Source organism: Bradyrhizobium algeriense, assembly GCF_003062295.1.
GTDB lineage: Bacteria > Pseudomonadota > Alphaproteobacteria > Rhizobiales > Xanthobacteraceae > Bradyrhizobium > Bradyrhizobium algeriense.
This window is the reverse complement of record NZ_PYCN01000011.1, coordinates 162176-183163: the sequence shown is the minus strand read 5'-3', so window position 1 is coordinate 183163 and position 20988 is coordinate 162176. Positions and strand designations below refer to the sequence as shown.

General features: G+C 61.3%; 19 protein-coding genes and 1 tRNA gene. 7 read left to right on the top strand and 13 right to left on the bottom strand.

What is annotated here, in order from left to right; genetic code table 11:
- Positions 1 to 20: 20 nt before the first annotated feature.
- Complete coding sequence (locus tag C7G61_RS22120) at positions 21 to 473, bottom strand: PPC domain-containing DNA-binding protein (RefSeq protein ID WP_108518322.1); 453 nt, start codon at positions 471 to 473, stop codon at positions 21 to 23.
- A 211-nt stretch (positions 474 to 684) separates the two neighbouring features.
- Between C7G61_RS22120 and C7G61_RS22115 the strand changes: the two genes are divergently transcribed.
- Together C7G61_RS22115 and C7G61_RS22110 are read left to right on the top strand one after the other, a co-directional pair.
- Positions 685 to 1584 carry a DUF6328 family protein gene (locus C7G61_RS22115; protein ID WP_108518320.1) on the top strand — a complete coding sequence of 300 codons (900 nt, stop codon included), beginning with the start codon at positions 685 to 687 and terminating at the stop codon, positions 1582 to 1584.
- A gap of 181 nt (positions 1585 to 1765) precedes the next feature.
- Positions 1766 to 2116, top strand: coding sequence for a hypothetical protein (locus tag C7G61_RS22110; protein WP_108518318.1), 351 nt, complete (start codon positions 1766 to 1768; stop codon positions 2114 to 2116).
- A gap of 81 nt (positions 2117 to 2197) precedes the next feature.
- Here the strand turns inward: C7G61_RS22110 and C7G61_RS22105 are convergent, their stop codons facing one another.
- The gene (locus C7G61_RS22105) at positions 2198 to 2485 is read right to left on the bottom strand and encodes a hypothetical protein (protein WP_108518316.1); all 288 of its coding nucleotides are present in this window, start codon (positions 2483 to 2485) and stop codon (positions 2198 to 2200) included.
- A 195-nt stretch (positions 2486 to 2680) separates the two neighbouring features.
- On the opposite strand from C7G61_RS22105, the gene C7G61_RS22100 reads away from it, so the two are divergent.
- Positions 2681 to 4519, top strand: a complete 1839-nt coding sequence (locus tag C7G61_RS22100; protein ID WP_108518313.1) for an alkaline phosphatase family protein — start codon at positions 2681 to 2683, stop codon at positions 4517 to 4519.
- Positions 4520 to 4538: 19 nt separating this feature from the next.
- On the opposite strand, the gene C7G61_RS22095 is transcribed toward C7G61_RS22100, so the two are convergent.
- From C7G61_RS22095 to C7G61_RS22055, 7 genes are all read right to left on the bottom strand, one after another.
- Positions 4539 to 4718 (bottom strand): hypothetical protein, encoded by a 180-nt coding sequence (locus C7G61_RS22095; RefSeq protein ID WP_108518311.1) that lies wholly within the window; start codon positions 4716 to 4718, stop codon positions 4539 to 4541.
- 59 nt (positions 4719 to 4777) lie between these two features.
- Positions 4778 to 5011: a hypothetical protein gene (locus C7G61_RS22090; protein WP_108518309.1), complete on the bottom strand. Its 234-nt coding sequence runs from the start codon at positions 5009 to 5011 to the stop codon at positions 4778 to 4780.
- Positions 5012 to 5435: 424 nt separating this feature from the next.
- Positions 5436 to 6125, bottom strand: coding sequence for a hypothetical protein (locus C7G61_RS22085; RefSeq protein WP_244608406.1), 690 nt, complete (start codon positions 6123 to 6125; stop codon positions 5436 to 5438).
- A gap of 362 nt (positions 6126 to 6487) precedes the next feature.
- Positions 6488 to 6934: a hypothetical protein gene (locus C7G61_RS22075; RefSeq protein ID WP_244608405.1), complete on the bottom strand. Its 447-nt coding sequence runs from the start codon at positions 6932 to 6934 to the stop codon at positions 6488 to 6490.
- Between the two features lie 99 nt (positions 6935 to 7033).
- The gene (locus C7G61_RS22070; RefSeq protein WP_108518300.1) at positions 7034 to 8878 is read right to left on the bottom strand and encodes a caspase family protein; all 1845 of its coding nucleotides are present in this window, start codon (positions 8876 to 8878) and stop codon (positions 7034 to 7036) included.
- Between the two features lie 63 nt (positions 8879 to 8941).
- Positions 8942 to 10810, bottom strand: coding sequence for a caspase family protein (locus C7G61_RS22065; protein ID WP_108518297.1), 1869 nt, complete (start codon positions 10808 to 10810; stop codon positions 8942 to 8944).
- A 949-nt stretch (positions 10811 to 11759) separates the two neighbouring features.
- Positions 11760 to 12350 carry a hypothetical protein gene (locus C7G61_RS22055; RefSeq protein WP_108518295.1) on the bottom strand — a complete coding sequence of 197 codons (591 nt, stop codon included), beginning with the start codon at positions 12348 to 12350 and terminating at the stop codon, positions 11760 to 11762.
- A 376-nt stretch (positions 12351 to 12726) separates the two neighbouring features.
- Here C7G61_RS22055 and C7G61_RS22050 point away from each other — a divergent pair, with 376 nt between their 5' ends.
- Positions 12727 to 13386 (top strand): peroxiredoxin, encoded by a 660-nt coding sequence (locus C7G61_RS22050; RefSeq protein ID WP_108518293.1) that lies wholly within the window; start codon positions 12727 to 12729, stop codon positions 13384 to 13386.
- A gap of 99 nt (positions 13387 to 13485) precedes the next feature.
- Here the strand turns inward: C7G61_RS22050 and C7G61_RS22045 are convergent, their stop codons facing one another.
- The 3 genes from C7G61_RS22045 to C7G61_RS22035 all read right to left on the bottom strand — a co-directional run bounded on the left by C7G61_RS22045 (position 13486) and on the right by C7G61_RS22035 (position 16743).
- Complete coding sequence (locus C7G61_RS22045) at positions 13486 to 13887, bottom strand: DUF2177 family protein (RefSeq protein WP_108518292.1); 402 nt, start codon at positions 13885 to 13887, stop codon at positions 13486 to 13488.
- 113 nt (positions 13888 to 14000) lie between these two features.
- Positions 14001 to 15737 (bottom strand): methyl-accepting chemotaxis protein, encoded by a 1737-nt coding sequence (locus tag C7G61_RS22040; protein ID WP_108518291.1) that lies wholly within the window; start codon positions 15735 to 15737, stop codon positions 14001 to 14003.
- Positions 15738 to 15867: 130 nt separating this feature from the next.
- On the bottom strand, positions 15868 to 16743 hold the full coding sequence (locus C7G61_RS22035; RefSeq protein ID WP_108518290.1) for a DMT family transporter: 876 nt from the start codon (positions 16741 to 16743) through the stop codon (positions 15868 to 15870).
- A gap of 269 nt (positions 16744 to 17012) precedes the next feature.
- Between C7G61_RS22035 and C7G61_RS22030 the strand changes: the two genes are divergently transcribed.
- The gene (locus C7G61_RS22030; RefSeq protein WP_108518289.1) at positions 17013 to 19271 is read left to right on the top strand and encodes a cation:proton antiporter domain-containing protein; all 2259 of its coding nucleotides are present in this window, start codon (positions 17013 to 17015) and stop codon (positions 19269 to 19271) included.
- A 36-nt stretch (positions 19272 to 19307) separates the two neighbouring features.
- On the opposite strand, the gene C7G61_RS22025 is transcribed toward C7G61_RS22030, so the two are convergent.
- A complete protein-coding gene (locus C7G61_RS22025) occupies positions 19308 to 19754 on the bottom strand; it encodes a hypothetical protein (protein WP_108518287.1) in 447 nt (148 codons plus the stop codon).
- Positions 19755 to 20093: 339 nt separating this feature from the next.
- On the opposite strand from C7G61_RS22025, the gene C7G61_RS22020 reads away from it, so the two are divergent.
- The gene (locus C7G61_RS22020; RefSeq protein WP_108518284.1) at positions 20094 to 20351 is read left to right on the top strand and encodes a hypothetical protein; all 258 of its coding nucleotides are present in this window, start codon (positions 20094 to 20096) and stop codon (positions 20349 to 20351) included.
- A gap of 51 nt (positions 20352 to 20402) precedes the next feature.
- A tRNA-Arg gene (locus tag C7G61_RS22015) sits at positions 20403 to 20479 on the top strand.
- The last annotated feature ends 509 nt before the right edge of the window (positions 20480 to 20988 follow it).

Here is a 20988-nt window from a genome sequence, read left to right as displayed (position 1 = left end):
CCTAAGCCGCGCGCGACGCCTCAACCGCGCGCAGCCGCAAGATCGATCAGCGCAATCCCGAGGTCCGGCCGCTTCTTTCGTCGAAGCGTTGCCGGGACTTCGGTCAGGACCACCTCGAGCGTTGGCCTCACCGTGCCTGCCAGCAGGTGGCCGCCGCGGGTCGAGCCGTCGGCGAGCCCCAGCACGATGTGGACATGAAGACTGGGCTTGCCGTCATCGCCGACGGCGATGTCTCCGATCGCACTGAGAACCTCGCATTGCTCATTGACCTCGATCTTGCGGTAGCTCTTCGAGGCGATGTCGAACCAGCCGACGGTGGCCCGCTCGAAGGCGCCGATGGCCGTCAGGGAGGCCGCGGAAATCCCTGCTTCATTGGCGAAGCGGGTGAGCACGGCAAACGCCTCCTCGCCCGTGTCAAGAATGATGACGTGAACCTGCCCCTGCTCGTCGGCGCCGATGCGCTTGCTCTTCATGGATAACCTCGCAATTGCCGTTCAGGCCGCGCCACGTCTGCAGCTCGACGGTTGCGCCCGCCTCCTTGAGGCGGGTCGCGCGGCACTCCCGGTCAATCGGCGTCGCCAGACATCGTTCCAGGCGGTCTGAATCAAGCGGCCATCGCGCTGCCGGAGGCGCGCCGGTTTGGAACTCCGCTATCCGAGGGAAGTTCACTTGGCGGAGATGGCGATGGATGTCGAAGGCCGCCTGAAGACTGCGCTCGATGAATCAAGGCTCCTGATCCTCGGAGCCCAGGTGCTGTTCGGATTCCAATTCGAGGCCGTCTTTCAGGAGCGCTTTCCCGATGTCTCCGACACCGCCCGGCATATGCATGGTGCGGGGCTTGTGCTGATGCTGATCAGCATCAGCCTTCTGATTGCCCCTTCGCTGTTCCATCAGATCATCTTCGCCGGCGACAGCCGGGTGGGAGCCATCGCAACGGCGACGAGGCTGGCAGGCATCAGCCTGCTGCCGCTGACGGTCGGATTGGGCATCTCGGCCTTCGTGGCCCTCGAACATATTTTCGGCCGCACCGTCGCTATCGCCGCCGGCTCGTCATTTACCGCCGTCGGCCTGGCGCTGCTTTACGGCCTCGGCTTTGCGCTGAGACGGGATCGGAAGAACCAGATGCAGGAAATGTCCAACGAGACCTCGCTGAAATCCAAGATCGAGCAGATGCTGACGGAGGCCCGGGTCATCATCCCGGGCGGCCAGGCGCTTCTCGGGTTTCAACTGATCGCCACCTTCACGAAGGCGTTCAACGAGCTGCCGGACCTGTTCAAATATATCCATTGTGCCGCGCTGTGTGCGGTGGCGCTAGCCGTCATCCTCTTGATGACACCCGCCGCCGTTCACCGCCTGGGCTTTCAGGGCGAAGACGATCCGGATTTCTTCGAGATCGGCTCCCGTCTTGTGATCGCCGCCTCGATACCATTGGCCATCGGCATTGCCGCTGACGTCGCAGTGGTGTTCTTCAAGACCACCGACGATACGGTCATAGCGCTGAGCGCCGGCGCGATTGCGCTGGTCGCGTTGCTTGCGTTCTGGCTGGTTTATCCGATCTGGCACCGCGCTCGCGTTTCAGGATAGTCGCGGATGGAAAGCACATTTCGACAGCGTTGCCGGAACGCTGCGTTCCGTTTTTTGGAACGCGAGGCGGAACTGAAACCTCACATCCGTTTGAAGTGATCCGATCACGATATCGGAACGGTCGCTGTCGCCCCCTCGTTGGCCCTAGGTCACTGCAAGGCCACTATAACGGAGGCAACTTATGAACTTGAAGCTCCTGACCGCAGCCGCAGTTCTTTCCACTGCCGTCGCGGCGCCGGCACTGGCGCAGGATGCTCACGGAAGGTCGGATGCCATCCGGCAGTATCAAACCAGCGACCGCTACTATCATCGACACAGCGGATTCTGGCCGGGTGACGTAGCGGCCGGCATCATCGGCGGCGCCATCGGTACCGCGGGCGCGATCGCAACCGCGCCGTTCCGAAACGACGTCTACGCGTATAATGACGGCTATTACGGGCGCCGCTACTACGGCGGCTACAACAGCGGTTTCGTCTGTCAGCCCGGAACGACGTTCTGGGGTGACGACGGTCGCCGTCACATCTGTCAGTAACAAGAGCGCATGAAAGACTGGAGAGGCGGCCCCGCGGCCGCCTCTTTTCTTGTGACTTGCCGGTTAAATCCGCAACCGACGTCAGGTAACTGATGAGGCGCGCCTGGGCCGACCCTTCTTCCCCGGCGGATCGCCGCCGCGGTCCACTCGGCTCACACGCTGGGCACGCTCCTTGTCCCGCGGCTGCTCCTGTCCGCGTTCGTCGCGGACGATGCCTTGGTCATGGCCGCCCTCGTCATCGTGACCGCGTCCCGGCTCCGCCGCCTCGCGTTGCTGCTCCTTGCCTTCCTTCACCAGCAGCTCGTCGCCGAGCATTTGGCCGATGATCTGTTTGGTCTGGGCTTCGGCTTTCTGTTGGAACTTGCTCATGGCTGGCCTCCTGCCAATGAGAACGGCGCCAGGGCTCCGATGTTTCCTACGCGAGGCCCAACCTTTGACGGGGCGCGGACGCTTGCTGCCCGCCCTTGAGGCCGGTTCCACACAATGTAACAATCCTGTCGCAGAGCAAAACTAAACGGAAAGTTGCGGCGGATCGCCGCAACTGCCTTTCTGTGGGGGAACCAGATGCGCCACACAACCCTGTTGCTATCAGCCGGTCTGATCGCACTCATCGCAGGCTCGGCATCCGCGCAAAACGCCACCCCGCGTAACCTGATCCTGTTCGTGCCTGATGGTTTGCGCGGGCGCATCGTGACGCCGCAGACCGCGCCTGCGATGGCCGAGGTGCGCGACAAGGGCGTCAATTTCAAGAACTCGCATTCGCTGTTCCCGACCTTCACCATGGCGAACGGCTCGGCGATGGCCAGCGGCCATTACCTCGGCGATACCGGCACCTTCAGCAACACGATCTACACCGGCCGCCCCATCGCCCACGCCAACAACACGGTGACGCCGTTCCTCGAGGTCAATCCCGTCCTGCTCGAGGTCGACGAGCATTTCGGCGGCGACTATTTGAACGAAGAGACGCTTTTGAAGATGGCGCGCGAGAAGGGCTACAGCACCGCCGCGATCGGCAAGCTTGGTCCGACCTATCTTTTCGACCATACCGACGGTGGCAAGAATTCCATCGTGATCGACGACTCCACTGGTAGCAAGAATGGCGTGCCGCTGTCCGATGAAATGAAGGACGCGCTGACCAAGGCCGGCCTCCCCTTGGTGACGACCCCGCGCGGGGAAAACAGCAAGGCCGGCGACGCCAAAACACCGGGCACCACGACGGCGAATGTCGCGCAGCAGGCCTACATGGCCGACGTCGCGGCCAAGGTCGTATTGCCGATGTTCAAGGCGCGCAACAAGCCGTTCGTGCTGGTGTTCTGGTCGCGCGATCCCGACGGCAGCCAGCACAATACCGGCGACAGCCTCAACACCATCACGCCGGGCATCAACGGACCGACCTCGATGGCCGGCATCAGGAACGCCGACAATAACCTGGCGCAGTTGCGCAAAGCGCTGGACGAACTCGGCCTCGCCGCGTCGACCAACATCATCGTCTCCTCCGATCACGGCTTCTCGACGATCTCGAAGGAGAGCAAGACCAGCCCGGCGGCAAAGATATCTTACGAGGATACGCCGAAGGATTTCCTGCCGCTCGGCTTCGTGGCTATCGATCTGGCGAAGGCGCTGAACCTGCCGCTGTACGACCCAAACGACAAGAACGCCCGCGTTGCCGACAACGCTCATCCCCGGTTCGGCAATGGCTTGCTCGGAAAGGATCCGGCAAAGCCCGACGTCGTCGTCGCCACCAATGGGGGATCCGATCTGATCTATATTCCGGCTAAGGAACGCAAGCTGGCCGACCGCACCATCAAGGCGCTGCTTGAACAGGATTACGTCAGCGGCCTCTTTGTCGATGACGAACTGGGGAATTTCCCCGGCACGCTGCCGATGTCGCAGCTCGGCCTCAAGGGCAAGGCGGTCGTGCCGCATCCGTCGATCGTGGTCAATTTCCGGTCGTGGTCGTCAGGATGCGAGGAGCCGACCAACTGCTCGGTGCAGATTGCCGACACCGTGCTGCGCCAGGGCCAGGGCATGCATGGCAGCTTCAGCCGCGGCGATACCATGAACTTCATGGCGGCGATCGGACCCGACTTCAAATCGGGCTATGTCGATCCCCTCCCCGTCAGCAATGCCGACGTCGGCGCCACCGCAGCGAAGATCATGGGACTGACGCAAAAGGCGAAGGGCAAGCTGATCGGCCGCGTCATGACCGAAGCCATGCCCAATGGCGCAACGCCGATCGCCTATGCCGGCACCGTGAAGTCAAAACCGGCGGCGAACGGCCTGCGCACCGTGCTCAACTTCCAGCGCGTCGGCTCGCAACGCTATTTCGACGCGGCGGGCTTTCCCGGCCGCACGCTCGGACTGGATGCGGAAGGCGGCAAACAGAAAACGGCGGGGAAATAACCTCGCCGCATGTATCGGACTATCCGATGAGCCATAGCCCCTTGTGGATGTCGAATTTCACCAGGCCTTCGTCGCGCATCTTCAGAAGCAGGGATTGGCAGGCTTCCTCATTCGGGAGATTGGCGCGCCGCATGAGTTGGTAAGCCTTCTGCGGCTTCTCGCGGAGCGCATTCAGGATATTCTCGCGATCTTTCAGCATAACTGCTCCTGCAATCCAAAACCGGCGTTCATGATGAACGCTCAGGCCAATGAAACTACTCAGGCCACGAGTTTGATCTGGCCGTCTTCAAGATTTCCCGCCGCGAGCGCATCGCGTGCCATCTTTTCGATAACAGACCAATTGGCGAGAAGATATTTTTGGGCCAGCGCCTTCGTCGGCAGCTCGGTTTGCAGAATGCAGCGCTGCCGCACGTTCCCGTTCGCGATCTGAAAGGATACCGCTTGCGGCCCCTCGATGATCTCTTGTTCGGTGGGCTTGGCAGCAATCCGCATCCACTATTCCCTTTCGAATTCTTGTTCAAGACAGCACTATCGGCTCGACATCGCTGCCGCAAGTCACGTTCGTTTCTGGCTGGTAGGCAATCAATCCAATACGGCTGATCGACGGACGCCAACTAGAGCATGATCCGGAAAAGTGGGTACCGGTTTTCCGAAAAGATCATGCGTAAATCAAAGAGATAGAGTGGGATGACGATTCGAAGAAAAGTCATCCCACTCTAGGCCTGGTCGTCCTCGACCTTCGAGCCTCTCGGCTTGGGGGCCGGGCTCGGTTGCGTGTTGCGGACAGCTTCGGCCAGCATCAGACGCAACTCGTCCTTTGTCATCGGTGGTTGCCGCGTGGTCGATGATTTCCATTGTGCCATGGAACTCTATATGGGGATGGCGGGGTGAGATTTAAACCCCCTCACTCGCCCTATCAGTGCCCCAACACCCCTTTTAGCCCGGTGTAAATCGATCCGCCGGCCGTCACCAACAGGCCGGCGAGCGGGCCAAGGGTTTTCATCAGTTCCTGTATCCGGCGCGCCCGTCGGCGCATGACGTCCGGCCCCACATGCTGGCCAAACATCCGGGCGAGCCGCACCGCTACAGCACTCGGGCGGCCTGAAGCCGCGATCGCATTCGGCAGCGAACGAAGGATCAGCATGACCAGCAGATTTCCCGTCAAATAGGCCAGCATGATACTGAGCGCGTATTCGACGGCCTCGCGCCATTCGCGGAGGCTGTCGGGCAGGATCGGTACCTTGTCGACAACTCCGATGGTGATCAGCATGGCCGTCACGCTGAGGAAGGCCGTGGCGATCCCAAACCCGATGGCGCCCCTTACCCCGATCTTGGTGACGGCGTAGAGCATCACGCCGAACGGAATCGGGATGAGCACCGAAGCTATCCGCAGGTAGACTGCGGAAACATCCAGCAGGATCGTCACAACGATGTGCGCGGCGAGCAACAGAAGTGATGGGATCAAGACATAGAGCGCCGCATGCCGCAGCACGAAGTGAACCGGACGGTCCAGGAACGCGAGTTGCGTATTGACCCGGTCCAGCTCCCGCTGGAGCCGGTCCAGCTCCGCCACGAGGTTCTGGTTTTCGATCACAATCGGCTGCACGACGCGGAGATCCCTGCTGCAATGCCTGCAGACGAGAGCTTCGTCCTTGATCGTCTCGGCGCAGAACGGACATTCCATCAGGCGGCCGGTCGGTCCGTGGAAGATTGGAACGCCATGAGCATTCGAGCGAGGCTTGCCGGATCAGTCTTCATGCGCGGATCGGCCTGCGCCGGCGCGACTCGAGCCGGGCCTTTGCCTCAACGAGCTCGGCCCGCAAGCGATCGCGCTTTTGCGACAGCGCCTGATGTTCGGCGGCCAGCGGCAAAGGAACGGCCGTATCCCGTCCGCAGGCCGCGCAGACGAGCGCATGGTCATCCTTCTCCGTTTTGCAAAAGAAGCAAGTTTCCGGCATCCCTGACCTTCTAGCGTGCGACGCTGAGCAAAAATGTCGTCGCCGTGCGTCGTCCCTCGGAATCATGGACTTCCACGCGAACCAGATGTTCGCCCGGCGGGGCTTCGGCGTCCGGGATCTCGATGCCGGTCGGCTGGGCATAAGGCCTTATTCTCGACGTCAGATCGACGTTCGGCATTTTCAGGTAAGTCACGCGAAGCGAGTCGAGATTGATCGTTGCACCGCCGAAACCCCGAAATTTGAGTTGCAGACGTAGCGGGGAACGCGCCTCGCTGGCATCAGGACCGGCAAGGTCGATACGCGGACCGCGGGTGATGGCGCGAGCGGCATGAACGCCTTTGGGCGTGGGAAGCTGGGCTTCTTCCGGCGTGATCAGAACAACGCCTGCTTGGGCGACCGGCGCCGACTGCGCCATGAGAACGAAGGCCGCCAGAAATCCCGCACAAAATATCTTCACAACACAGCCCCCGATCAGAGCGTTAAGTATCGAAACTTCAAACCAGACACATCCGACGGCACTCAGCAGCCGCTGCACCGCGTCCGGGTGGCGACAGCATTAATTGCAAACCTCGATGTTGTTTGCTGGACTGCCGTAAGTACGGCTGGCAACACCATACACTAGACGGCATCCCTTAGCGACCGGTCTGCAACCTTGTTGACTGCATACCATCTGACCTGAAGAAGTCTGCGGCTTGGATGGCGCGACTTCAGTCTTCGCTCGGTCCTGAACATCGCGTCTTGGCTGCGCATCTTCACGCTTAGTTGTTGGTTTCTTCGTTCGGATTTTCTCGCACCTTCCGTCGTCGTCGGCCTCGTAGCCAGCACGGCAAGCAATCTTGGTGCAGCGATCACCGTCAGCCTTGTAACCAAACTCGCAAATCAGTGGGCAAACGCGCGTCGTCTTGCCCTTGACGACATCGAGTGCATCGACGCTCGCAACCTTGACCTCCAGCTTCATCCCCGCATGCTTGTTGAACAGATCGAGCGAGCGCTGCGAGGCCGCATTCCAGTTTCCATCCACCGCACCGGTGTTGCAGCCGACCCGCCGCAGTTCGGCCTGGAGCGAGCGGGGAAGATCGATCGCCTTCGGCTGATCGGATTGGTCCGCCGGCGGCGCTAACGCGGCGAGTTTTTCTTCCTTCGCCTTCTTTTCGGCAGCACCTTTGGCGTCTGCAGCAGCCTTTTTTGCCTCGGCAGCAGCCTTGGCTTCTTCGGCCGCCTTGACGCGCTCAGCCTCCTTCTCGGCGGCCTTGGCAAGCGCAGCCGCCTTCGCGCGCTCGGCTTCCGCGACTTTCGCCTCTTCAGCCTTTTTTGCCAGCTCGGCAGCGACACGGGCTTTCTCGGCGGCTTTCGCCTGTTCCGCAGCCCTGGCCTGTTCGGCGGCCTTGGCGCCTTCGATCGCGAGCCGCGCCTGCTCGTCCTGGGCTGCCTTGGCCTTGTTGGTAGCTTCGATCCGCGCAGCTTCCGCAGCAAGCTTGTCACGCTGCGCTTTGGCGAGCGCTGTATAAAAACCTGACGGATACTTCTCGATGAAGGCATCCCAGACGGGCTTGGTTGCTACCTGGAGCGCGAACTCATAATCGCGCCGCATCGTGGCGTCCTGATCGGCCGGCGCAGCAACCGCTGCAGGCGCGGCCGGGACCAACGTTACATCGTTGCCACCCAGCGAGCCGTACACGAACGGCTCCTGCGCATTGCCGGTTGCCTTCAAGACATCGTCGCGCACGAAGCCAAATGCCTTGCGCAGATCAAGTCCGGGCTTCGCGAGATGATTGACCAGCGCGGCCGCGAACGGGCTATTTTTGCTATCGCCATCAGATGCGGTCGACCCGGCCTTCGCAGCAAATGCGATCATGGTGTTGGGGCTGGAAGGCTCGACCTTGGCAAGTCCCCGGCCGATCGCGCGCGACGCGATCGTCCGCTTCATGCTTTTTGCGAATGGATTGTCCCGGCAGGCATCGAGGATCACCAGCCGCAATTGCTTGGCCGGCTCGACCGCAACCAGTACACGGTCGAGCGACAGCGTCTCGTCCAGCACATCGGTATCCGTCTCAAGCGTCGCGTCGACCGGGATGAGATAGTTGGCGCCATCAAGCTCGATGCCGTGCCCGGCATAATAGATAACCGCGACATCCGCGTCGCGGCTCCTGTTGCCGAAATCGCGCAGCGTCTTGCGCAACTCGCCAACGGTCAGGTTCAGTTTGGACTCGACGGTGTCAAAGCCTGCCGACTTGAACATCGCGGCAACAGCTGCTGCGTCGTTCGCTGGATTGCTGAGCTTGGCGACGTTCCGGTAGGCCGAATTGCCGATCACCAGCGCCACGCGCTTCTCGGCAAACGCGGGCTGGTTAGCCAGGAAAATGAACCCGACCGTCAAAAAGATGTTTAGCAAAGCGCGCATCAAAAAACTTTCAAATCGGCATACCGAATCCTAGATCCAAACACCGCGCACTTCGTCAGCCGCTCAGTTGCAGACTTCGATCTGGCCGCTGGCGCCTGAGACATATCCCGGCGCTCCGGGCCTCACGACTTGAATGCTACAGCCTTTGCCTACCGGCCTGCATCCCTGACCGGTACAAAATATCTGGCCTGAGGCTTGCGGCTTCGAAGGGGTCGATTCCAACTTGCCGCGCTCTGGCTTGTCGCGCTGCACCCTCGGTTCTTCGCGCTTTGCAGTAGGCTTCTTCGTCTCGATCTTTTCGCACGTGTTGTCGTCGCCGACCTCGTAACCAGCACGACACGTAATCTTCGTGCAGCGATCGCCATCGGCCTTGAACCCATGATCGCAAATCAGCGGGCAAACGCGCGTGGTTTTGCTCCTGACGACATCGAGTGCATCGACACTTGCAACCTTGACCTCCAGCTTCATCCCGGTGTGCTTGTTGAACAGATCGAGCGACCGCTGCGAGGCCGCATTCCAGTTCCCGTCAACCGCTCCGGTGTTGCAGCCGACCCGCCGCAGTTCGGCTTGTAGGGAGCGAGGGAGGTCGATCGCCTTGGGCTGATCGGATTGGTCGGCCGGCGGCGTGAGCGCGGCGATTTTGCTCTCGCTTCCCCTCTTCGCAGCGGGCTCCTTTTCTACTTCGGCGGCTTTCAACCTCGCGGCCTCCGCAGCCTTTGCTTCCTCGGCGGCTTTTGCTGCTGCTTTCGCACGCTCGGCTTCGGCAAGCTTTGCTTCTGCCGCGGCCTTCGCACGCTCGGCTTCCGCTACTTTCGCCTCTTCGGCCTTTTTCGCCTGTTCGGCCGCGATGCGTGCTTTTTCGGCCGCCTTGGCTTGTTCGGCTGCCTTTGCCTGTTCCGCGGCTTTAGCGCCTTCGATAGCGAGTCGTGCCTGCTCGTCCTGTGCAGCCTTGGCCTTGTTGGTGGCCTCGATCCGTGCCGCTTCAGCCGCGAGCTTGTCACGTTGCGCTTTGGCAAGTGCCGTAAAGAAGCCGGACGGATATTTCTCGATGAAGGCATCCCACACCGGCTTGGTGCCGACCTGAAGTGCGAATTCGTAGTACCGCTGCATGGTGGCATCGTGATCGGTCGATGCGGCGGCTGGAGCGGCTGGGGCTGCAGGCGCGGCTGGCACGAGCGTCACGTCGTTGCCGCCCAACGAACCATAGACAAACGGCTCCTGCGCATTGCCTGTTGCCTTCAAGACATCGTCGCGCACGAAGCCAAATGCCTTGCGAAGATCAAGTCCGGGCTTGGCGAGATGATTGACCAGCGCGGCCGCAAACGGGCTGTTCTTGCTGTCGCCGTCGGATGCGGTCGATCCGGCCTTCGCCGCAAAGGCGATCATGGTGTTGGGGCTCGAAGGCTCGACCTTGGCCAATCCCCGTCCGATCGCGCGGGACGCAATCGTTCGCTTCATGTTTTTGGCGAACGGGTTGTCCCGGCACGCATCGAGGATCACCAGCCGCAATTGCTTCGCCGGCTCGACTGCGAACAGCACCCGGTCGAGCGGCAGCGTCTCGTCCAGAACATCCGCGTCCGTCTCGAGCGTGGCGTCGACCGGAATCAGATAGTTGGTGCCATCAAGCTCGATGCCGTGGCCGGCATAATAGACAACGGCGACGTCCGCATCGCGGCTCCTGTTGCCGAAATCGCGCAGCGTCTTGCGCAACTCGCCGACGGTCAGGTTCAGCTTGGACTCGACGGTGTCGAAGCCTGCGGACTTGAACATCGACGCAACAGCCGCCGCGTCGTTCGTGGGATTACTCAGCTTGGCCACGTTCCGGTAGGCCGAATTGCCGATCACCAGCGCCACGCGCTTCTCGGCAAACGCGGGCTGGCCAGCCAGCAAAGTCAGCCAGGCCGTGAGGACCACCCCCAAAAACGCGCGCATCAGAAAATTTCCAAATCGGCAATGAAAACCGACACTAGCATCGAATTTAGCGGTCACAATACGTAGGAATGCCGAGAGGTTAATGTGACCTAAGTCACATTCCTCTGTCGTTTGGTCCAAAAATGAAGCTCCTGGCCACAACCGCGATGTCGGCTTCAGTTCGAGCGGTGGAGCAAGTCGCGGCGACGTTCTTCCCACAGGCAAATCACTTCTGATTTTCCGAAATCGCGTCAATCCCCGGAAGCAAAAATATTCCGCTTAACTTGCAGGGCAAATCAGTCGCATAACTCCGCTCGTCTCACCCAATTGAGGGACGCTCGCGATCGTCACGAACGTGCGGTGAGATGCGATGGACGCTGATGGCGCGCTAGACGTACGCGCCGGACGCGTACGGCGAAGTCGTGTGGTTCGGGCGCCGCGGTGCTGGCGCTAAGTTCTCGAGAAGCAAGCTTCTTGGGGGCGACGGAGGCAAGAAAGCCGTTCTCCGGGAAGAGCACGAAGTAAGCCGTAAAGCCATTGCGCAGGGAAGGCCGGGATGCTCCGCCTGTACCTGTATGCTCGTGTGCGTGTTCTTCTGTGCACGTTGCACACGAGACCGCGGGTGCAGCAAGCACCCGGTCTTCCCTGCGCCCTCTATTTCGAGGAGGGCAAACGAAGATGCAAACCTCGGACGCAATGCGCCGCGAGATCGCAGCCGCACACTCAGTTCGTAGCCCGGATGAGCGCAGCGAGATCCGGGACCGCTCTAACACCGCCCCGGATATCGCTTCGCTCATCCGGGCTACAAGCGGCGCTCGCACCGTAGGATGGGTTGAGCGAAGCGAAACCCATCATTGTATCCCACAGCATCAGCAGCGCTGATGGGTATCGCTTCGCTCCACCCATCCTACAAAAACAAAACGGCGGGGAATGACCCCGCCGTCTTCAGATCAGTGATCGCCAGATGAACCTACAGCATCCCCATATCCAGCATGCCCGGCAGTTGCGCGAGCGGCAGCGCGGCGGCGCCGATCAGGGTTGCGACCAGCGCTGTGAGGCGGTGGTTGACGCGGCGCTTGCCGCGCATCTGGCTGGCAAGCCATTCCAGCACCTTGGTATCGATCTTGGCGGCTTGCGTCGGCGCCCAGCTCTCGATGTCGGTATCGGGCGACAGCGCCACCGTGCGCGGCGGCACCGGCAGGCCGGACTCGGAGGCTGCATGATGGGCGACCGCCTTGGCCAGCAGATCGTCGAAACGCCCGTCGTCGGTACGCTCGGCGGCGGCGTCGCTGATTTCAAACAGCGCCTCGACTTCGGCGCGGCTCACCGGCTGATGCTCGACCGCGCTGACGGTCAGGATGCGCGCGCACCAGGCGGCGTCATCGGCATCGAGCGCGCGGGAAAAATGGATACGGCCCCTGGTGGTGGGGCCCTCGCCGGTGATCACGCCGTCGCGCACGATGGTGAGCGCGTGCGCCGCGGTCTGGCGGCAGGACGGTTGCGGGACGTCGTCGGACGTCTCAGTGGACGTTTCAGTGGTCTTGGCAGTCGGGGCAGGCATAGTTGCACTTCTCGATTTCTTTTTCAGGCCCAGCATTTCCATACCGGGCATGAACGAGCGGTTAACGATTCGAAACTGGCATTTCGAGATTTTTACATGGTTGCCAATTGGTCGCTGTGATGCCGGTCACGGTTCAGATGGCAAACCGGCCGGGGGTGATGCGGTTGATAAAAGGCAATATCGGGGCAGACGGCCGGACCGTGGCGACGTTGCGGTTTTTTCGTCGCAGCGGCCCGGACCGCAAGAAGGTGCTAGAAGTTCCGGGCTTGCGGAGAAGGATCTCACCTTTTACCTGAACCAGTTCCTTTAACCCCCGTCAGGCTCTATAATCTCCGCAACGATTTCTCCTGTAACTAGAACAAGATGAGGTTACATCATGGCACTCCCGATTGGCGCAACCGCCCCCGATTTCGAAGCCCAGACCACCGAGGGAAAAATCAAATTCCACGACTGGATCGGCAATAGCTGGGCGCTTTTGTTCTCGCACCCGAAGGATTTCACGCCGGTTTGCACCACCGAACTCGGCGCTCTCGCAAAGTTGAAGCCGGAATTCGACAAGCGCGGCGTCAAGCTGATGGGCCTGAGCGTCGATCCCGTCGACCGGCATTCGAAATGGTCCGAGGACATCAAGGAGACGCAGGGGGCGGCGCCGAACTACCCGATGATCGGCGACACCGATTACAACGTCTCCAAACTTTACGAGATGCTGCCGGCTTCGACCTCCGGCGATCCCCTCACCCGCACGCCTGCGGACAACCAGACCGTCCGCAACGCGATCGTGATCGGCCCCGACAAGAAGATCAAGCTGACGATCGTCTATCCGATGACCACCGGCCGCAACTTCCAGGAGATCCTGCGCGCGATCGACTCGCTGCAGCTGACCGCAAAGCACCGCGTCGCGACGCCGGCCGACTGGCAACAGGGCGAGGACGTCATCATCGCCGGCTCCGTCAGCGACGACGAGGCGAAGACGATCTATCCGGCCGGCTGGAAGGCGCCGAAGCCCTACATCCGCATCGTGCCGCAGCCGAAGTGACGGCGTAGCGGTCATCCCGGGATGGTGCGTAAGCACCAGACCTCAGGTGCGCAATTGCGCACCAGAGTTCGATGCTACGCATCGCCCCGGAATGACGCCTCAACTTCTAGGCACCACCCAATTCGCCACGAGCAATCCGGCGGTCGATGAGACCGCCGTCACGAACGCGCCCCAGCTGATGTCGACGATCGCGACCGGCCAGCTCCAATGCTTGAGCAGCGCCAGCGAGGTCAGGTCGAAAGTCGCGTAGCAAAACAAGCCGAACAGCGCGCCATAGAGCAGCGTCGATTGCCAGGTAGCGCCCTGCCCGCCGCTGACGAAGATCACGACGCCGGCGACATAGAGCAGATAGAACAGGATCGCGGGTGCGAGCTTGATCTCGCCCAGCATGTTGCCGACCTGGGAGGCGAAGAAGTCCCTGGCGACGACGCCAAGGAACAAAAAATCAAGGGGGAGGATGACCAGCAGCGTCACCAGATAGAGCGCGGCGTATCGATTCACGCAAAGCCCTCCAGCCCGGGAAACGAGGGGCAATCATTCGCAGTATAGGCAAACTACGAACGTGGAGGCTTCCGGTTTCAACGGCGGCGCCGTGCGCCGCCGTAAGCCCGTATTCAGGCCGCGCGGACGCGATCGAGGAATTTTTCGACCTCGGCTTTCAAATGCAGGCTCTCGCTCGACAGATTCTGCGCCGACGCGAACATCCGGCTCGAGGTCTCGCCGGTCTCGTCGGCGCCCTGCGCGGCGTTGCGGATGTTGGCCGCAACGTCTGCCGTGCCGCTGGCCGCCGCGCGAACGCTCTGGGCGATGTTCTGGGTAGCGCCGCGCTGCTGCTCGACCGCCGCCGAGATCGAGGTGGCGATATCGCTGATGCGTTCGATGGTCTGGCCGATCGCCTTGATCGCGCTGACCGACTCTTCGGTCGCAAGCTGCATGTTGCCGATCTGGCTGGAAATCTCCTCGGTCGCCTTCGCGGTCTGGCCGGCGAGGCTCTTGACCTCCTGCGCCACCACGGCAAAGCCGCGGCCGGCATCGCCTGCTCGCGCCGCCTCGATGGTGGCGTTCAGCGCCAACAGGTTGGTCTGCTCGGCAATCGAGGTGATCAATTTCACCACGTCGCCGATCCGGGCGCCCGCTTCGGACAATTCGTTGATGCGCTGGTCGGTGGCAGCCGCCTGCTTGACGGCGTCGGCCGCGATCCCGTTCGATTCCTGGACCCGGCGGGTGATTTCGGCGATCGAGCTGGAGAGTTCGTCGGAGGCGGTCGCCGCGGTGCGGACATGCTCGGAGGCGGTCTCGGAAGCGCCCGCCGACTTGCCGGAGAGCCCGGCGGTGGTCCGCGCGGTCTCGGTGAGCTGCCGTGCGACACGCTCGAATTCGCTGGAGGAGTTCAGCACCTTGTCGAGGATGCTGCCGATGCTGGTCTGGAACTCATCGACGAAGCCGCGCAGCTCGGATTTGCGCTGCTCGGCGGCGGCGGCGGCAGCCGCAATCTGTTCGTCGCGCAGGCGACGGCGTTCGACCGAGTTGTTCTTGAAGACCGCGAGAGTACGCGCAATCTCGCCGATCTCGTCCATTCGGTCGTGGTAGTCGACCTCAACCTCGGTGTTGCCGTTGGCGATTGCCGTCAGCGAGGCCGTGACCGAGATCAGCGGCTTGGTCACCCGGCGCACCAGCACCATGGTCAGCATCATCACGAGCAGCGCAGCGATGCCGGCTGCGATAGCCATGTTCTGAATGGCGTGCGACAGCATGCTCTCGAAATGCGCCATCGGGATTCCCACAAAGAGAAGTCCGATCACTTTCCCGGCGGGATTCACGATCGGGTAGTAGCCCGTCATGAAGCTCTTGCCGAACAGCGTCGCCGGCCCCTTGTAGGCCTCGCCGCGGCGTACGACCGCCTGTCCGGGGTGGTCGGGCGCGAGCTGGGTGCCGACTGCGCGGTCGCCGTTCTCCTTCTTGAGGTTGGTGGAGCGGCGGATGAACTGATTGCTCGCCTCGTCATAGACGAACAGGGTCGCGTTGCCGCCGGTATAGCTCACCGCGCGATCGACGATCGCGTGGTCCTTGAACTCCGGCATTTTGGAAATTTCGGCGCGGGCGACGGCCCCGTCCTTGATCGTAAGCTTGGCGTCGCCGTAGGTTTCGGCGAACGCCAGGCCCAGCGTGCGCAGGTTGACCTCGATGTCCCGCAGCGCCCGATCGCCGAACTCGGAGGTAAGCGACCAATGGGCCGCTCCCACCACCAGCGCGGTATTGACCGCAATCAGAAGGATGGCCGAGATAACGGCCTTGGTGCCGAGCCGCAGCTTGAGCGCCGGCAGGAACTTTCCAATGGATTGCGTGGTCATACGAGAAATCCCCCAAAATCGCGCCTAATCTGACCCGTTTTGCTTACGATCGCCTTAATAGGCACAACCCAGAGAAAATATTGATAAGCCTCATGAAATTTATACGTGCATGAAGGTCGAGAGCTCTACTTCAAACTGAACGGCGGTTGACCACCAGCACCGCGGCAGCACAGGCGATCATGCCGACAATCGAAACCGCGTCGAGCTTCTCGCCGAACAGCACATACGCCATCAGCGACGTCACGGCCGGGACCAGATAGAACAGGCTCGCCACCGACGTTGCGGCCGAGCGGCGGATCAGCCAGTACAAGAGTCCGATCGACCCGATCGACAACACCACGGCAAGCCAGGTCAGCGCCAGGATGAACTCGGTGGTCCAGTGCACCACATTGGTCTCGAACAGCCATGCGCCGAGGCCGAAGAAAATCGTCACCGCGACGTATTGCACGAGATTGCCGGAACGCCAGTCGATCGTGCTGCAGTAGCGGCGCTGGTAGAGCGTGCCCAAGGTGATGCTGACCAGCGATATGGCCGAGGCGAGCCATCCCCAACCCGCCTCGCCGCTCATCGGCCGGTCGTGCAGGATCAGCACGACGCCGGCGAGCCCGAGCAGCAATCCGCCCCATTGCAGTGGCGTGACGCGTTCGCCGAGCCAGCGGCTTGCAAGCGTCGAGGTAAGGATCGGCTGCAGCCCTGGGATCAATGCCGAGAGCCCCGCCGGAATCGAATGCGCGATCGCGATCGCCGTGCCGCCGAGATAGATTCCATGCACCAGAATGCCGGCGACGGCGCTGTGCGCGATGCCGACGCGATCCGGCCAGCGTGGCCGCGCGATCGCCACGATGATCGCCATCAGCCCCACGACGCAGGCCATGCGGATCGCGAGATAGGTCAGTGGCTCGGCATTGTTCAGCACATATTTGGTGCCGATGAAGCCCGTGCTCCAGAGCACGACGAAAATCGCCGGCGCCGCGCGCGCGGCCATTTTTTCGAAGTCGCCAGTCATTTGCGCCCCTGTTGCCCGATCATATGCCATGCGGCAAGGACTGATCGCGCCGGGCTGCCGAGCGCAACCACCCCGGCCGCGATCCAGGCGCCAGACATTCGTTCAGCTGCCAACGCCGCGCGGCCGGATTCGCGTTCGATACAGCGATCGGCACTGCCCCTCATGCCAAAGGTCCATTAGCCGCTTGAAACCAATCGGCATGAAGGCAATTGACCCCGGGAAGGCACGGAATCCAAACTTCCGGTTCGCGGATTTTGGGGAATTAAGCGATGGCAATCAGATGGTGCCGGTCGCGAACCTTGTGGGCGCTCGCTGCATTCCTGCTGATGACAACCATCGCCAGCGCCGAGGGAGAAAAATCAGCCCATCCGTCCGAATTCCTGCTGCTTGCCCAGATCGCACTCCTGGTGGCGGTTGGACGCGGGCTCGGCGAAATCATGCAGCGGATCGGCCAGCCATCCGTGATCGGCGAACTGTTGGGCGGCCTGTTGCTTGGCCCTTCCCTGTTCGGATGGGTCTGGCCCGCCGCGCACGCGGCGATCTTTCCCCCCTCGCCCGAACAGAAAGCGCTGATCGAGGGCATAGCGCAGTTCGGCATCCTGCTGCTGTTGCTGCTGACGGGGATGGAAACGGATCTCAAGTTGGTGCGCAAGGTAGGCCGTGCGGCTGCCTCGGTATCGATTGCGGGGATCGTGGTCCCATTCATCTGCGGCTTCTCGCTCGGCCAGGTTCTGCCGCAGAGCCTGCTTCCGCATCCCGAAGCCCGCCTCGTGGCCTCGCTGTTTCTCGGTACCGCGCTCTCGATCTCGTCGGTAAAAATCGTCGCGGTGGTCGTGCGCGAAATGAACTTCATGCGGCGGAATGTCGGCCAGATCATTGTTGCCACAGCCATCATCGACGACACCATCGGCTGGATCATCATCGCCATGATCTTCAGTCTGGCATCGCACGGCACGCTCGATGTTTCTTCCGTCGGTCAGGCCGTGCTTGGTACCCTTCTCTTCCTGGCCATCAGCTTCACTGTCGGTCGACGGCTGGTATTCCGTCTGATTCGCTGGACCAACGATTATCTGGTGAGCTCAGCCGCGGTGATCACCGTCATCCTGCTCCTGATGAGCACGATGGCGATGATGACGCACCTGATCGGGGTTCACACCGTGCTCGGCGCGTTCGTCGCCGGCATCCTGGTCGGCGAATCGCCGATCCTGACGCGGCAGATCGACGAGCGCTTGCGCGGCTTGATCACGGGTCTGTTCATGCCAGTGTTTTTCGGTATGGCCGGCCTGAGCACGGACCTGACCGTGCTTCGGGATCCTGGTCTGCTCATGCTGACGGGCGCGCTGGTGCTCATCGCCAGCCTCGGAAAATTCGGCGGCGCGTTTGCGGGCGGAGCGCTTGGTGGGCTCACGCCAAGGGAATCCTACGCGCTGGCAAGCGGAATGAATGCGCGCGGCTCGACCGAAGTCATCATCGCCACCATCGGTCTTTCCATGGGAGTCCTTAGCCAAAACCTGTTCTCGATGATCGTGACGATGGCGATCCTCACCACCATGGCGATGCCGCCGATGCTTCGCGGCGCGCTTTCCCGTCTTCCGCTCGGGAAGGATGAAAAGGCGCGCCTTGAGCGCGAGGAGTTCGAGCAAAAGGATTTTGTCGCCAATCTCGAGCGCCTGTTGCTCGCCGTGGATGAAGGCGCGAATGCGAAATTTGCCTCTCGTGTCGCGGGCCTGCTCGCAGGAACGCGTGGCCTGCCAATTACGGTTCTTCATGTAGGTGCCCGTGCAAAGCAACAGGAAGGAACGCGCCAGGATGAAGAGAGCCACGAAGCGGTCGTAAGAGAAGCCGCCACGAAAATCGCAGAGGCCGACCAAGAGAGCGTGGGCGACGTCGAGATAACGACGCGTGCCCGGGCTCAAAAGGCCGCCGATGCCGTGGAGGAGGAGGCGCGAAAGGGATTCGATCTTCTCGTTGTCGGAATGGAGAATGTCTTGGGCAAAGACGGCTTCGACAAGCAAGTCGAAGACGTCGCCTCGGGCTTCAAGGGGCCTGTTGCTCTCGTTGCGGCAAAGGGCGTCCACCTCAAGCAACCCGCGAGTGCGGAGTTCAGGATACTGGTTCCGGTTTCCGGAAGTGCCGTATCGCGACGCGGTGCGGAGGTCGCAGGCGCGCTGGCGCGCTCGAGCCCCTGTCCACTCAGGGTGGTTTATGTGTCCACGACGAGGGACAAAGGCACGCGCCGGCGCGGCGCCAGCATGTCACTCGCGCGCGAGGAAGGTATTTTGAAAGACGCCGCCACGGCAGCGGCCCGCTATGATGTCGATGTCAGAACGACGCTGCGTGCGAATGCGGCTCCTGAAGAGGCCATCTTGCAGGAGATCGAGACCAGCGGCGCCGACCTCGTCGTATTGGGGGTCGATCGGATGAAGGGGGATGCGCTGAACTTTGGCGGCGTAGCCGCCGCGATTCTCAGCAAATCAAAAGTGTCGGTGTTGCTGATCGCGGACGGAGAAGCCAACCGGAAAGACTAATCCAAAGACTAATCCAGGGCGCGGAACTCGCCGCGATCACCACTCTTCCGGGCAGGCATCGACGATCTTCCACAACTCGCCGCCGTTCTTGATCTTCTTCATCTCGGTGGTGAGCCCGCCATTGCGGCGGATCCAGTCTTTCACGGTGTCCGGGTAATAGGACATCAGGTCCGACGTCCCTTCCAAACTCGTGACCTTCATGCCGAAGGTGAACGCCTTGTCGTAATAGGCCTGGTGGAAACCGAGGCTCGCCTTCGGGGTCACGCAGATCTTATTCATCGGCACGATGCCGAACACCAGCGTGCAGGCCGAGTTGCAGATGCCGTCGATGATGACGCGCTCCTTGCGGTCGCGGATGCGCTTGTACTTGGCCTTGTACTCCTCGACATATCCGCCGTGATCGCGCCTAATATGCAGGTCGGCGCGCGCTGGCGTCGCGACCAGAACCGAGAGGGACAGCAGGGCAAGGGGCGTGATGCGCATGGGTCGATCGGGAACCGGATAGCCTTTGTCAGACGCGGGATAAGTCGGCCCGTAGAGTCAGGACCGGACAGCAAAACTTTGGCCGGACTGTGTTGGGAATTCGTTAAGCATCCCTTGAGGCCAAAAATGGGCGCGTTAGGGTGGCTTTTTCGCAGCTTTTCTACCCGCTTCTCCTAGAATGCGAAATCAGATCAGCCAAAATGTCAGGGAATACAGGCTCCGATCGAATCAGAGGTTCAGCGTCTATCATATTGTTTTGACGCGCTTTTCTTCATACCAACGGCTATCCGCTCAGCTCGAATTCGCACCTGTTTCTGGTGAAACTTCCGGAGAATCGAAATGACCAAAGCGAAGTTTTTCGTTGCCGCCGCCCTCCTCGCCACCGCGACCCTGGCCCCAGGTCTGGCCGACGCCCGCCATAATCGGCACCACCTGCAGAATTGGGGGCTGCCCTACCCGATCAGCTACTTGCACAATTACGGCCCCGGCCTGCAGCCCGGCACCTTCGCCTATTACGACGGTCCCTCTACCGTCCTCTGCCGCCAGGGCGCCGCCGCCTATATCGGCCAGGACCGCCGGCGGTATCCCTGTTACTGACATTCCGCCGCTGGCCCTGCCGGGCCAAGTCTGATAATCGGCAGACCGCAGGCGCTCGTAGCTCAGCTGGATAGAGCATCGGATTTCGATTCCGAGGGTCGGGAGTTCGAATCTCTCCGAGCGCGCCAATGCTTCTGCTTGATATCAAAGAAATTTTTGCGCTTTGCGTTTGTTCTTTTATGAAAATCCGTGTTGCGCTTTGTGCCTTTGAAAACCCTTTAATATCAGACTTTCCCGTCTAGTACCGCACCGTCCGCGCAACCATGGACGCAACACGGTTGTTTCATTTTTTATTCTCGGAAACGCGAAAGCCCGCCGGGTTTGAACCGGCGAGCTCGCCTCCTCAATTCGCCATGCGTGGTTCGAGCGCCAGAAGTTCGAGAGATGCGCGTGTCGGATCCGTGGCCGCGGCCATGTATGCAACGGCCGCCATAACCTCGGCCGGGACGATCAACTTGACGACGAGGAAGCGCCGGCTCCTCAAGGGACCGGAGGAATTCCGCGATGTGCGGGTAGACAGGTCAACGCCAAAGCGGAAGTGAGAATTGTTTTCTCGCTATTTGGGCCGGAAGGGCCTACAGAGACTAATCGCCGCCCGCCCCTAGGCTGTTATCGGTGACTGAGAGCGTTTGTGCTC